We start from the raw sequence: 13287 nt of genomic DNA on the forward strand, positions 1-13287 counted from the left end.
AAAGGGGTGAACCCCGCTACCGGCTGCGAGGGCTCTGGTTAGAGGGCCATCTGGTCCGGTGGCCAGTCGCCCTCGTGCGGGTCGCGGTGGGGGCGGGTGGCGGAGTGCTGGTCCCGGCTCGTGGGCTCCTCGTCCTGCGCCACCCACGCGACGGCATCGTCGTAGGCCTCCCGGGTGGCCTCCCAGATCACCGCGGTGCCCTGGTAGACGGAGCCGGCCGAGCCGAGCGTCGCGTCGGTCTGCAGCTGGCGCACGAGCCGATCGTTGTCGGTCACGATCACCAGCCTGCTCCCGAGGTCGGCGAGCCCGGCGGCGTACGTCGCCAGGACCTCGAGCAGCGTGGCGCCGGCGTCGTCGGCGCCCCGCAGCCGCAGGATCACCACGGACCTGCGTGAGGCCGGGGTCAGGTCCGGCATCTGCGAGCGCAGCGCGGTGGCGGTGGCGAAGAAGATCGGCCCGTAGGGCTGGAGCACCACCACCTCGCGCTCGCCGAGGCTTGCCGGCGGGTTGGTCTCGATGACCCGGTTCTCGGCGCCCATGACCAGCCGGCGTGTCACCAGCCGTGAGGACTGGCCGATCACGAAGAGCAGCACCGACAGCCCGACCCCGACCAGCACGGCGTACTGCAGCGGCATCAGCAGGGTGAGCACCAGGGTCGTCAGCATCACGGTCAGCGGCACCGGCCCGGTCCGGGCGACGGCGAGCAGCTTGGCCGGCTTGACGGTGCCGACACCGACCACGATCAGCAGGCCGGCCAGGGCGGGCATGGCGACGAGCTCGACGACCCCGGCGAAGAGGACGATGACGGTAGCCATCACGACGGCCGCGACCAGGAGGGCGAACCGGTTCCGGGCGCCCGCGCCGACGACCAGCGAGGTGGCCGACATCGAGCCGCCCACGGGCACGCCGCGGAAGAGACCGGAGGCGATGTTGCCCGCTCCCTGGCCGATGAAGTCGCGCGAGGGACGGGTGGTGCCGTCCGGGTTCGGGAAGCCGGCGGAGACGCCGGCGCCCTGGACGAGCCCGACGAACGCGAGCGCGGCGGCGGGGAGCAGGAGGTCGATCGTGGCCGCGAGGTCGGGGAAGACCGGAAGGGGCAACGAGTTGGGCACCTCGGCGACGTCGGCGACCAGGGCCACGGTGTCCTCTCCCAGCGCGTTGAGCACGGCGGCCAGCGCGGAACCCGCGGCGACGGCCACCACCAGTCCGGTGGCACCCAGGCGGGTGCGCTGCAGGACGAGGATGCCGGCGACGGTGGTCAGACCGACCACGACCGAGGCGAGGTCGACGCCGCGGAGGTGGACCAGCAGGTCCAGCGCGGCGGTGACGCGGTTGCTCCCGTGGGAGTCGTAGCCGGTGAAGTTGTCGAGCTGGCCGAGCACGATGCTGATCCCCACCGCGGAGATGAAGCCCGTCATCACCGACTTCGACACGAACCGCAGCAGCCGGCCCAGGCGGAGCGCGCCGGCGACGATCATGATCACGCCGGTGAGGATCGACAGCGTGGCGAGCGCTCGCACCGGGTCGTCGTAGGCGTCGAGGTCGACGTCGGCGACGATGATCGCCATCGCCCCGGTGCCCTGGATCGCCATCGCGGCGGTGCCGGTGAACAGCGCTCCGCCGGCGAGCCCGAACAGGTAGCCGTAGAGCCCGGCGACCGGGTTCACCCCGGCGAGGAGACCGCTGGCGAGCCCGTCCGGGACCGACTCGATGCCGAGCACGGCGCCGGCAGCGGCATCGCGTCGTGCCGTCCGCCGATCGAAGAGATGGCGAGGCAGGGACATCCGCTCGCGCAGCCAGGTCAGCACCGCACCATCGCAACGCCGCCGGCGCCGAGCCGCATCACCTGACTCGGGTGAGGCGGGTTACCTCGATCTTACGAACCGAAACGGGCTTCGTATTCCAGGCGTAACCACTCCGAAACGACCGGGCCGAAGGCTTGATGCCATGAACAAGCCCCTCCGCGACGCCCACCGCCACATCGGCCGGCTGCCGGCGTACCCGTTCTACGGCGGCCCGGCGATCAACGCCGACGTGACCGCGAGAGCCACCGTGAAGGAGCTCGTCGCCGACCTCGACGCCGACCGGATCGAGCGCGCGCTGGTGCTGCCGAACTACGGCGTGCCCGACCCCGACGCCGCCTTCGACCTCAACTCCCTGGCCATCGAGGCCGCCCAGAGCGACGACCGGATCCGGTGCGGCCTGTGGGTCTCGCCCAAGGCGTCCGACTCGGCCCGCAACGATGCCGCCCTCGCCCTCGCCGGTGAGGAGGGGGTGGCCGCGCTCAAGACGAGCTTCCTGCTCGGCGGCCATCCCAGCGACCCGGAATGCCTCGAGCAGCTCGACAAGGTCTTCGCCACCGCCCGCGAGCACGACCTGACCGTGCACGTGCACACCTCGCCGGGCGCCGCCTCCGACATCGACCAGATCGGCACGCTCGTGGAGCGCTACGCCCGCGACGTACGTCTCCATCTCGTGCATCTCGGTGGCGGGATGAGCGGCCACATGAAGCTCATCGGCGGCCGGCTCTTCGACTGGATCGAGGCCGGGATGCAGGTCTACACCGACACCAGCTGGGCGATCGGCTTCGCACCGACCTGGCTGGTGCAGGAGATCGAGCGCCGCGGCGTCGGGCACGACCGCATCCTCTTCGCCACCGACGCCCCGTGGGGTGACTTCGCCGGCGAGCACGCCCGGCTGGCCGCCGCGGCCGGTGACGGCGAGCTCGCCGAGGCCTTCTTCCACCACAACTTCTCAGCCCTCTACGGCTGAGAGCGGCAGCCCGGCTGCCGACCACTCGTCAAGGACGACGAGCCCGCTCCCTCCGCCTATCCCACCTCTCTGGAGAACCACGTGACCACTGACACCGCTGACATCGACGCCCAGATCGCCGAGAACATGGCCAAGTCGCTCGGCGAGATCCCGCACCCCTCGCAGCAGCCGGGCACCAACATCTACGGCTCGACCAAGATCTTCCCCGACTACCAGGCCGAGGAGGGGGAGACCTACTTCACCCTCGTCCACGGCATCCCGCACGAGTCCTCGGTCAGCTTCGTCGCCGTCCTGCAGGCGACGCGGGCCCTGCGCAAGGGCTTCGAGTCCGCCATCTACTTCTACGGGCCGGGCACGCTCGCCTGCATGGCCTCGCGCGGCTTCCCGACGATGGGCGATGCCGGGTTCCCCGGTGAGCTCAACACCAACGGCGCCATCGAGACCTTCATCAAGGAGGGCGGAACGGTCTTCTGCTGCCGCTTCGGGATGGGCCTCCACGGCCTGCGCGAGGAGGACCTGATCGAGGGCGTCGTGCCCTCGCACCCGCTCGACGTCCAGGACGCGCTGATCCACTACGCGCGCAAGGGCGCCATCATCAACTCGACCTACAACCTCTGAGGACCCGGCCATGACCTCGCCGATCTCGTCCAGCACCCGCGTCGACGTCGCCATCCAGGGGATCCGCCTGCTCGATGCCCCCGTCGCCCGCCGCTCGGGCGCGGGGCCGAGCGACGACGGCCACGTCCTCCTGGACGGGGTCGGCGCGGCCATCCCGCTCAACCCCCGCAGCCCCTATTCCGTACGCGGCGGCAAGCTGCTCCTCGACGGCGCCGACACCGGGCTCGGGGTCGAGGCCGTCGCCCGGCCCCGCTTCTACGACCTGGTCACCGCCGACGGTGTCGGCTACGACAAGATCGCCCGGCTGCACTCGGCCAACGTCCTCGCCACCACCGTCGTGCAGACCTGCGCGCGCTACGCAGAGGACGATCGGTGCCGCTTCTGCGCGATCGAGGAGTCGCTGCGCCAGGGCTCCACGATCGCGGTCAAGCAGCCCGCCCAGCTCGCCGAGGTGGCCAGGGCCGCGGTCGAGCTCGACGGTGTCACCCAGATGGTGATGACCACCGGGACCTCCCGGGGCCGTGACCGCGGGGCGACCCATCTGGCGCGCTGCGTGCGCGCGGTACGCGAGGCGGTGCCCGATCTCCCCATCCAGGTGCAGTGCGAGCCGCCGGGTGACCTGGCCTCGATCCAGGAGCTCTATGACGCGGGCGCTCGCTCGATCGGGATCCATGTCGAGTCCCTCGACGACGCGGCGCGGCTGCGCTGGATGCCCGGCAAGGGCTCGGTGCCGCTGAGCGAGTACCGCGCCGCCTGGGCCGAAGCGGTCCGCGTCTTCGGCTGGAACCAGGTCTCGACCTACCTCTTGGTCGGTCTCGGCGAGCATCCCGACGAGCTGGTCGCCGGCTGCGAGGAGCTCATCGCCATGGGGGTCTATCCCTTCGTCGTGCCCTACCGCCCGCTGGCGGGCACCCTGGCCAAGGACGTCGATGCCGTTCCCGCGCCGCCGCACGCCGACGTCTACCGGGTCACCTCCCGGGTCGCCGCGCTCCTGCGCCGGGCCGGCATGACCGGCGCGGACCAGGCGGCCGGCTGCGCCTCGTGCGGTGCCTGCTCCGCGCTCGGTGCCTGCGGGGAGGAGCCGGCATGACCGAGCTCCTCGATGACGTCATCCTCACTGGTGCCGCACGCCGCTCGCCGAGCCTGGAGGGCTATACCGTGGTCCGGGCCGAGACCGCGGCGGACCTGGAGGCCTACCTCCGGCTTCGCCGGGAGGTCTTCGTCACCGAGCAGGGTCTCTTCCCGGGCTCCGACCTCGACGACGTCGACGACGACCCGCGCCGGATCGTCCTGCTCGCCCGCTCGGACGACGGCGAGACCCTGGGCGGCGTACGCCTCCACCCGGCGCAGCCGGGCGCCCGTGACGTCGGCTGGTGGCGGGGGAGCCGGCTGGCGGTCAAGCAGGACGCACGTCAGCTCCTCGGTGTCGGTGCGGCGCTCGTCCGAGCGGCCTGCGCCACGGCCGAGCAGGCCGGTGCGCTCCGCTTCGACGCCACCGTCCAGTCCCGCAACGAGGGGCTCTTCCGCAGGCTCGGCTGGATCCCGCGCGAGCGGGTCCACCTCCACGACCTGACCCATGTGGTGATGGAGTGGCCGGTCCCGCGCATCCGGCAGCTGTCGGAGGCCACCAAGTCGCCGCTGGGCGACCTCGTCGGCGCCCTGGTGGGGCACTCGACGCCGGGGTTCCGGGGTGACGACGGGGCGCCGGTCCCGGGCAGCGACCTGGTCGCGGCCTGCGACGCCATCCTCCCCTCGATGGTCGAGCGTGATCCCGAGTGGGCGGGGTGGTGCGCGGTCCTGGTCAACGTCAACGACCTCTCCGCGATGGGCGCGCAGCCGGTCGGCCTGCTCGACGCCATCGGGGCCCGCGACGCCTCCTTCGCCCGCCGGATCGTGCGCGGGCTGGCCGAGGCCGCGCAGGCGTGGGACCTGCCCGTCCTCGGCGGGCACACCCAGCTCGGCGTCCCGTCCGCGCTCTCGGTGACCGCTCTCGGGCGCGCCGAGCGGCCGGTCCCGGGTGGTGGGGGAGCACCCGGTGACGTACTCCGGCTGAGCGCGGACCTCGGCGGGGGCTGGCGGCCCGGCTACCGCGGCCGCCAGTGGGACTCCTCCTCGCACCGGACCTCGGCCGAGCTTCGGGCGCTGTCCGGAGTCGTGCCCGCGCTGGCGCCGAGCGCGGCCAAGGACGTCAGCATGGCCGGGCTGGTCGGCACCGCCGGGATGCTGGCCGAGGCCAGCGGCTGCCGCGCGATCATCGACGTCGGCGCCGTCCCCACCCCGCCGGCCGCCTCGACCGCGGACTGGCTCACCTGCTTCCCGGGTTTCGCGATGCTCACCGCGGAGGCGCCCGCACGAACCCGGGTGCGGCCCGAGCTGCCCGGCTTCCTCTCCTCCGCGGTGTGCGGGGAGCTCGTCCCCGGCACAGGCGTCGGCCTGCGCTGGCCGGACGGCACCGTCACCGACGCCATCGACCACACCGTCACCGGACTAGGACCTGCGACATGACCATCAACAGCTCCCCCCGCGGCACCGCCGTCGCGGCCGTCTGCGCCGGCTTCGGCCGCGACGTGGACGAGAACCTCGCCCAGATCGGCGGCCTCATCGAGGACGCCCGCCAGGCCGGCGTGGGCCTGCTCGCCCTCCCCGAGGCCTGCCTCGGCGGCTACCTCTCTGTGCTCGGCGCGGGCCGCGACGGCAGCCACGACGAGACGCCCGAGGACCTCCCGCCCGTGATGGACATCGACGGCCCCGAGCTGCGGCGGGTCGCCGAGCTCGCCGCGGACATGACCGTGGTCGTGGGTCTGTGCGAGTCCGATGGTGCGGACCGCTACAACACGGCCGCCGTCGTCACCGGCGACGGCGTGCTGGGCGCTCACCGCAAGGTGCACCAGCCGCTCGGCGAGAACCTCTACTACGCGGCCGGGGACGGGTTCGGCTGCGTGGACACACCGGCGGGCCGGATCGGCACCATGATCTGCTACGACAAGGCGTTCCCCGAGGGCGCGCGGGCGCTGGCCGTCGACGGCGCCGAGATCATCGCCTGCATCTCCGCCTGGCCGGCCTCGCGCACCGCCACCAGCGCCTCGCTCGAGGACGACCGGTGGTTGGCGCGGTTCAACCTCTTCGACGCCGCCCGGGCGCTCGAGAACCAGGTGGTCTGGCTGGCCTCCAACCAGCACGGGACCTTCGGCAAGCTCCGCTTCGTCGCGAACGCGAAGGTGGTCGGTCCGGGCGGCGACATCCTGGCCACCACCGGTCTCGACGCTGGCATGGCCGTGGCCGAGCTCGACGTGCCCAGCGCTCTGAGCACGGCGCGCCGGGCGATGTTCCACCTCCGTGACCGCCGGCCCGAGGCGTACCCGTCCACGCTGGCGACCGCCGAGCCGCTCGCCCCGGTGGGTGAGGGCCGTGCCTGAGATGACCTTCACCGTGCGCTGGCCCGACGGCCGGGTCGAGGACTGTTACTCGCCCTCGCTGGTGGTGCACGACCATCTGGAGGCCGGCCGGACGTACGCCGTCGACGACTTCCTCGACCGCAGCCTCACCGCCCTGGCCACCGCCTCCGAGCGGGTGCGGGCGAAGTTCGGCTTCGCGTGCACCAGCGCGATGGCGACCGCCGAGCAGCTGCGCGCCTCGGCCGCGGCGTACGCCTCCGAGCAGCACGTCAGGGTCCTCGCCATGCACCCGCCCCTTCCTGCCACCTCGACCTCCCAGGAGTCCCGATGACCACCCACCGCACCACCGTCGCGATCGTCGGCGGCGGGCAGGCCGGCCTGGCCGCGAGCTGGTTCCTCGTCCGCGACGGCGTGGACCATGTCGTCCTCGAGGCGGGCACCGCCGGCCACGAGTGGGCCGAGACCCGCTGGGACAACTTCACCCTCGTGACACCCAACTGGCACTGCCGCCTGCCCGGCTACGAGTACGCCGGGCCCGACCCGGACGGCTTCATGACCCGCGACGAGGTGGTGGCGTGGCTGGCCGGCTACGCGCCGACCTTCGGCCCTCCGCTGCGCGAGCACACCCGGGTGACCTCGCTGACCCAGCGCCCGGACGGCGGGTTCCTGCTCGAGGCCGAGGGGCCCGAGGGCGCCGAGACCTGGGAGGCCGAGCACGTCGTGGTCGCCACCGGCGGCTACCACGTACCGGTCGTCCCGGACTGGGCGCCCGCGCTCGACCCCGCGATCGACCAGCTGCACTCGGCCGACTACAAGAACGCCGCGCAGTTCCGCCCGGGTGCGGTGCTGGTGGTCGGCTCGGGCCAGTCCGGGGCCCAGATCGCCGAGGACCTGCACCTGGAGGGACGTCAGGTGCATCTGGCGATCGGCGATGCGCCCCGGGTCGCCCGGTTCCACCGCGGCCGCGACTGCATGACGTGGCTGGCCGAGATGGGGCTCTACGACACTCCCGTGACGAGCTATCCGGGAGGCCCGGCGGCACGCGAGAAGACCAACCACTACGTGACCGGCCGTGACGGCGGCCGCGACATCGACCTGCGCCAGTTCGCGGCCGAGGGGATGCGGCTCTACGGCCGGCTCGCCTCCGGGGCCGGCACCGATCTCGTCCTCGAGCCGACGCTGCGCGAGGCGCTCGGCTCCGCCGACGACGTCTACCGCTCGATCTGCCGCGACATCGACGTCTACATCGCCTCTCGCGACCTCGACGTACCGTCGGCTGAGCCCTACCGACCGGTCTGGGAGCCGGAGTCGGATCCGACCGCCCTCGACCTCGCCGCGGCCGGTGTCTCGACGGTGATCTGGGCGATCGGCTACCGGCCCGACTATCGCTGGGTCCGGGTGGGCGTCTTCGACGGCACGGGACGACCGACCCACACCCGTGGCCTCACCGCGGTCCCCGGGCTCTCCTTCCTCGGGCTGCCGTGGCTGCACACCTGGGGCTCCGGGCGCTACCTCGGCATCGCCGCCGACGCGGAGCACATCACCGGCACCATCACCGGCAACAGCCGCCGGACCATCGAGCCTGCCGCCGATCTGGCCCGGCGCCGCTCACCCCGTCTGCTGGACACGTCGGCGGCGGCCGTCGCCTGAGGCGCGCCCACCCCGGATCCAGGACGACGACGAATAGGTTGAGAAGCATGTCGAAGATACGCATCGCGGCGGTCGCGGCCCACTTCGGACGCGACCTGCCGCGCGCGGTCGCCAAGCTCGAGGGGATCGTCGAGGACGCCCGGCGCAACGACGTACGCCTCCTGGTGCTCCCCGACGCGACCCTCGGCGGCTACCTCTCCGACCTGCGGCACCCCGACCCGTACGCGTTGCCGCCGGCCCTCGGCGAGGACTCCTTCGAGATCGGCCGGATGATCGCGATGGCCGGCGAGATGGTGGTCTGCCTCGGGTATGCCGAGGAGGTCGTCGTCGAGGGCCGGGCGCGGCTCTACAACTCCGCCGTCTGCCTCAGCGGCGACGGGATTCTCGGGCGCCACCGCAAGGTGCACCAGCCGGCCGGTGAGTCGCTGGTCTATGCGGCGGGGGAGGGCTTCGCGGCCTTCGACACCCCGGTGGGGAGGCTCGGCATGCTCATCGACTACGACAAGACGTTCCCGGAGGCGGCCCGCACCCTCGCCCTCGACGGCGCCTCGGTGATCGCCTGTCTCTCGGCCTGGCCGGCCTCGGTCACCGACCGTGCCTCGCGGCTCCCGCAGGATCGGCAGTCGCGGCTCTTCGACCTCTACGACCAGGCTCGGGCGGCCGAGAACCAGGTCGTGTGGGTCTCCTCCAACCAGACCGGGGTGATGGGTGGGTTGCGCTTCCTGGGCCAGGCCAAGGTCGTCGGTCCCGGCGGCGAGATCCTGGCTCGCACCACCTCCAAAGGTGGCCTCGCCGTCGCGGAGATCGACATCGACGCGGAGATCGCCCGGTCCCGACGGGTCCTCCACCACCTCAAGGAGCTGACCCCGACGGCCTACCAGAACCCGGGGAGGCCCGAATGAGGATCGCGCTCCTGACCTACTCCACCCGTCCTCGCGGCGGAGTCGTGCACACGCTGGCGCTCGCGGAGGCACTGGCCGCGCTCGGCGAGGACGTCCATGTCTGGACCCTCGGCCGTCACGGCGACACGGAGTTCTTCCGTCCGGTCGACCCCGCCGTCACCGTCCGTGCGGTGCCGTTCGAGGCACGCGAGGAGGAGAGCGTGGGGGAGCGGATCGTGCGCTCCATCGCCGTCCTGAGGACCGCCTTCGAGCAGCAGCGGGACGCCTACGACATCGTGCACGCCCAGGACTGCATCAGCGCCAACGCCGCGCTGCCCTGCCTGCGCACCATCCACCACCTCGATCACTTCACCACCCCGCAGCTCGCCGCCTGCCACGAGAAGGCCGTCGTCGAGCCGTACGCCCGGATCTGTGTCTCGCAGTCGGTCGCGGACGAGGTCGAGGCAGGATGGGGCCTCACCCCGACGGTCATCCCCAACGGTGTCGACGCCGCCCGGTTCGCGGCCGGAGCCGACGACGTCGCCGGTCGGGAGTCCTGGCGGGCGCGACTCGGCCGCTACGTCCTCGCCCTCGGCGGGATCGAGCCACGCAAGGGCTCGCTCGACCTGCTGGAGGCGTACGCCGAGCTGCGCGCCTCCGATCCCCGTCATGCCGACCTGACGCTGGTCTTCGGCGGTGGGGAGACCCTCTTCGACTACCGCGACTACCGAGCGGCGTTCGACGCCCGGGCTCGCGAGCTCGACGTGCCCGTCGTCATCACCGGCGTGCTCGCGGAGGACGAGCTCCCGTCTCTGGTCGCCGAGGCCGGCGCGCTCGCGATGGTGTCGACCAAGGAAGGCTTCGGGCTCGCCGCCCTGGAGGCGCTCGCCGCAGGCGTCCCCGTGGTCGCCCGCGACCTGCCCGTGCTCCGCGAGGTCTTCGCCGAGACCGTCGCCTACGCCACGACGCCGGCCGAGATCGCCGTCGCGCTGGGCAAGATCCTGGACACGCCGCCGGACCCGACCGCCGGAAGGGACCTCGCCGCCGGCTACACCTGGGCCCGCGCCGCTCGTGCCCACCGCGAGCTCTACGCCCGCATCCAAGGCTCCTGAGCCACGCTCGCCGGCGCCGGACGAGTCCCGTCGGTGGAACCAGGTATCACCCGTTGCGGGTGAAGGGAACCCCCGCCAAAGCGCGAATCATGAGCCAGTGACGCTGAAGGGGCCTCGGTCCTGGCCAGTCCTCTCCGTCGCACCGGGAGCCTCCCGGTCTCCGGCGGTCGAGCTGACCGGTCCCGCGTTCGTACGTCCCCTTCGACACTCTTCCCGAATGACAGGAGAACTTCTCACATGAGCTTCTGGGACATCATCTGGTTCATCATCGTATCTTTCGCGTTCGTCGCGTACCTGATGGTTCTGTTCAACATCGTCACCGATCTCTTCCGGGACAAATCGATCTCCGGTGGCGTGAAGGCCCTCTGGATGATCGGCCTCATCTTCTTGCCGTTCCTCATGGCTGTGATCTACCTCATCGCCCGTGGCAAGGGGATGGCGGAGCGGCAGGGTCAGGCGTTCCAACAGGCCAGGGAGGCGCAGGACGAATACATCCGCACGGTCGCCGGATCGTCTCCCGCCGAGGAGATCGCCAAGGCCCGGCAGCTGCTCGATTCCGGGACCATCACTCAGGAAGAGTTCGCCTCCCTCAAGGCGAAGGCGATGGCCGGCTAGCACGGCCTGATCCTCTCGATCGGCAGAACCCTTGCCCCGGTGTCGTCCTCGGGGCGAGGGTTCTGCCTTGGTGGGCGAGCGCTCGATCCGGCCTGCAGCCAGACCTAATCGTCCGGTCGGGGTGATGCCCGGCCCTCGGTGTCGTGGAAGCGTGATCCGACATGTCCACCAGCACCCAGCCGCCAGGACTGCTCTCCGGCGAACAGCTCGGTGAACTGCTCGACCTGACCAAGCAGGCCGACAGCGTCGAGCTCAAGATGACCGTGCCGAACGCCGAGCGACCGCTGGCGGTGACCGCCCTGGGGCTGGACCCGCTGGATGCCCAGATCCGGCAGGTGTTCTTCTTCGACACCGCCGACCTGACGCTCAACCGACGCGGCGTCGTCGTCCGCGCCCGCCGCATCCAGGGTCGCAACGACGACTCCGTGGTGAAGGTGCGGCCGGTCGTCCCGGCAGAGCTCTCGGAGGCGCGCAGCTCCAAGAACCTGACCGTGGAGGTCGATGCGATGCCGGGAGGCTTCGTCTGCTCGGCCTCGATGAAGGCGACTCTCGGGCAGAGCGACGTCAAGGAGGTCGCGGCGGGCACGCGCGCCATCCGCAAGCTGTACACGAAGGAGCAGCGGAGCTTCTTCCAGGCCCACGCGGGCGCGGACGTCGACCTCGACGCCCTGGTCGCGCTCGGCCCGATCACCATCTTGAAGCAGAAGTTCAGGCCACCGGAGTACGCCGGCCGGCTGGTCGCCGAGCTGTGGTTCTACCCGGACGGCTCGCGAATCCTCGAGCTCTCCTCCAGGTGCGCACCCGTGAACGCCTTCCAGGTCGCCGCGGAGCTCAAGGCGTTGCTGGTCAAGCGAGGACTGAACATCTCGGGCGACCAGCAGACCAAGACCAAGACAGCGCTCGAGTACTTCGCCAGAGAGATGGCCGCGTAGTCGGGCCGGCGGCCGGTGCCGGTCCTCATCCACCGCGGACGACGACCCGTGGCCGCTTCCGCACCAGGCTTGCTTGATGTGTCGCGGATGACGAACACCTAGCGCGGGAAGTCGAGTTGAGATCATGGGCCAGAACCCGTCGGAGCCGGGAGCCACCGATACCCAGGCCTTCGAGATACGGGTCGCCGGACTCGTCCCGCAGCAGGTTCTGGTGCAGCTCGCCGATGTCGAGACCTCCTCGCGCGAGACGAGGACCGTGTTGATCTGCCGGTGTCGTGACCAGGCCGAGCTCCACGGGTTCCTGGCGAGGCTTCGGACCTTCGGTCTCGAGGTGGTGGAGGTCCGACGGGCCATGGCCGACACCGCCGACGACGAGCCGGCCGGAGACGGCCATGAGTGAGGGTGGGTCCGGCACCGGCGGCCTGTTCGAGCTGACCGTCGAAGGCGACCTGGGTCCGGTGCTCCGTTGCGCGCTGCACCCGGCTGTCGCCGAGCGGCGGCCGTGCACCATCTTTCGAGCCACTGCCGGCGCGGGCGCCGGCGTCGCCGAGCTCGTGGGCATGCTGGATGCGGAGGGGCTGACGATCGAGGACATCCGGGTCAGCACAGCATCGACCCGGCATGCGAGCGCCTCGCCGGAAGAGGCTGACCGGAGGTGATCGCGGTGAGGCTGATGTCCCTCGTGCCGCCCAGGCTCGGCTCCATCCTGGCGGCGGGCCGGCGATGAGCGGCGAGGAGATCGGCGGCGCGGTCAGCGAGTCGCATCGAGGACACGATCGGCGGTTCGGTCGCGGGCCTCGCGCCGTCGCCGGCGCCGTCTACGGCATCGTCTCGGTGCTCGCCGTCATCGCCGGCGCCTCCCACTTCGACGACTCCGCCGGCCGGGTCTTCGGCTTCGCCGTGATCTCGAGCGCCGTGATCTGGGCGGTGCACGTCTACGCCTCGATGATCGCCGACTCGGGACCCGACGTGATGCCGTGGCGCCGCGTCTTCGTTGCGGGGGTGCGCCACGAGATCGGCATCGTGGAGGGCGTCCTCGTCCCGCTGCTCATCCTGCTCCTCGGAGCGATCGGGTGGATCGAGGACGGACGAGCCGTCACCTGGTCCATGTGGTCCGGGGTCGTGCTGCTGGCTCTCATCCCGATGGTCTGGCTCCGGCACACGGGCCGTTCCTGGGCTCGTTCCTTCGCCGGGTCGGCAGCGTGTGGGCTCCTCGGCCTGGGACTGACCTGGATGAAGGTCCTGCTGCACTGACCCTCAGGTGGAGGGTGAGACCGGGACCGCGGCACGAGAGCGCTGACACGTACGGGCT

At 71.6% G+C, this 13287-nt stretch carries 15 protein-coding genes; 14 read left to right on the forward strand and 1 reads right to left on the reverse strand.

What is annotated here, in order from left to right; translation table 11 throughout:
- Positions 1-38: 38 nt before the first annotated feature.
- Positions 39-1808 carry a SulP family inorganic anion transporter gene (locus ACZ6WN_RS18200; RefSeq protein WP_465866500.1) on the reverse strand — a complete coding sequence of 590 codons (1770 nt, stop codon included), beginning with the start codon at positions 1806-1808 and terminating at the stop codon, positions 39-41.
- A gap of 139 nt (positions 1809-1947) precedes the next feature.
- On the opposite strand from ACZ6WN_RS18200, the gene ACZ6WN_RS18205 reads away from it, so the two are divergent.
- The 14 genes from ACZ6WN_RS18205 (at position 1948) to ACZ6WN_RS18270 (ending at position 13229) form a co-directional block, all read left to right on the forward strand.
- Positions 1948-2772: an amidohydrolase family protein gene (locus ACZ6WN_RS18205; RefSeq protein WP_465866502.1), complete on the forward strand. Its 825-nt coding sequence runs from the start codon at positions 1948-1950 to the stop codon at positions 2770-2772.
- Positions 2773-2853: 81 nt separating this feature from the next.
- The gene (locus ACZ6WN_RS18210; protein ID WP_229787631.1) at positions 2854-3390 is read left to right on the forward strand and encodes an MSMEG_0572/Sll0783 family nitrogen starvation response protein; all 537 of its coding nucleotides are present in this window, start codon (positions 2854-2856) and stop codon (positions 3388-3390) included.
- Positions 3391-3400: 10 nt separating this feature from the next.
- Positions 3401-4480 carry an MSMEG_0568 family radical SAM protein gene (locus tag ACZ6WN_RS18215; protein WP_465866503.1) on the forward strand — a complete coding sequence of 360 codons (1080 nt, stop codon included), beginning with the start codon at positions 3401-3403 and terminating at the stop codon, positions 4478-4480.
- Positions 4477-5895: an MSMEG_0567/sll0787 family protein gene (locus ACZ6WN_RS18220; protein WP_465866505.1), complete on the forward strand. Its 1419-nt coding sequence runs from the start codon at positions 4477-4479 to the stop codon at positions 5893-5895. The genes ACZ6WN_RS18215 and ACZ6WN_RS18220 overlap by 4 nt, the downstream gene beginning before the upstream one ends.
- A complete protein-coding gene (locus ACZ6WN_RS18225) occupies positions 5892-6806 on the forward strand; it encodes a carbon-nitrogen hydrolase family protein (RefSeq protein ID WP_465866507.1) in 915 nt (304 codons plus the stop codon). The genes ACZ6WN_RS18220 and ACZ6WN_RS18225 overlap by 4 nt, the downstream gene beginning before the upstream one ends.
- Before the next feature lies 1 nt (position 6807).
- Positions 6808-7116 (forward strand): MSMEG_0570 family nitrogen starvation response protein, encoded by a 309-nt coding sequence (locus ACZ6WN_RS18230; protein ID WP_465866611.1) that lies wholly within the window; start codon positions 6808-6810, stop codon positions 7114-7116.
- Positions 7113-8435 (forward strand): MSMEG_0569 family flavin-dependent oxidoreductase, encoded by a 1323-nt coding sequence (locus ACZ6WN_RS18235; RefSeq protein WP_465866508.1) that lies wholly within the window; start codon positions 7113-7115, stop codon positions 8433-8435. Before ACZ6WN_RS18230 ends, ACZ6WN_RS18235 begins: the two co-directional genes overlap by 4 nt.
- Positions 8436-8482: 47 nt before the next feature.
- A complete protein-coding gene (locus ACZ6WN_RS18240; protein ID WP_465866509.1) occupies positions 8483-9337 on the forward strand; it encodes a carbon-nitrogen hydrolase family protein in 855 nt (284 codons plus the stop codon).
- Positions 9334-10428: an MSMEG_0565 family glycosyltransferase gene (locus tag ACZ6WN_RS18245; protein WP_465866511.1), complete on the forward strand. Its 1095-nt coding sequence runs from the start codon at positions 9334-9336 to the stop codon at positions 10426-10428. Before ACZ6WN_RS18240 ends, ACZ6WN_RS18245 begins: the two co-directional genes overlap by 4 nt.
- Before the next feature lie 237 nt (positions 10429-10665).
- Entirely contained in the window at positions 10666-11043 is a 378-nt protein-coding gene (locus tag ACZ6WN_RS18250) for an SHOCT domain-containing protein (RefSeq protein WP_465866512.1), read from the forward strand.
- 161 nt (positions 11044-11204) lie between these two features.
- Positions 11205-11975: a hypothetical protein gene (locus ACZ6WN_RS18255; RefSeq protein ID WP_465866514.1), complete on the forward strand. Its 771-nt coding sequence runs from the start codon at positions 11205-11207 to the stop codon at positions 11973-11975.
- Positions 11976-12099: 124 nt separating this feature from the next.
- Complete coding sequence (locus ACZ6WN_RS18260) at positions 12100-12375, forward strand: hypothetical protein (protein WP_465866515.1); 276 nt, start codon at positions 12100-12102, stop codon at positions 12373-12375.
- Positions 12368-12634 (forward strand): hypothetical protein, encoded by a 267-nt coding sequence (locus ACZ6WN_RS18265; protein WP_465866517.1) that lies wholly within the window; start codon positions 12368-12370, stop codon positions 12632-12634. The genes ACZ6WN_RS18260 and ACZ6WN_RS18265 overlap by 8 nt, the downstream gene beginning before the upstream one ends.
- Positions 12635-12698: 64 nt before the next feature.
- Positions 12699-13229, forward strand: coding sequence for a hypothetical protein (locus ACZ6WN_RS18270; protein WP_465866518.1), 531 nt, complete (start codon positions 12699-12701; stop codon positions 13227-13229).
- Positions 13230-13287 lie beyond the last annotated feature (58 nt).

Source organism: Nocardioides sp. NPDC054178 (genome assembly GCF_055585005.1).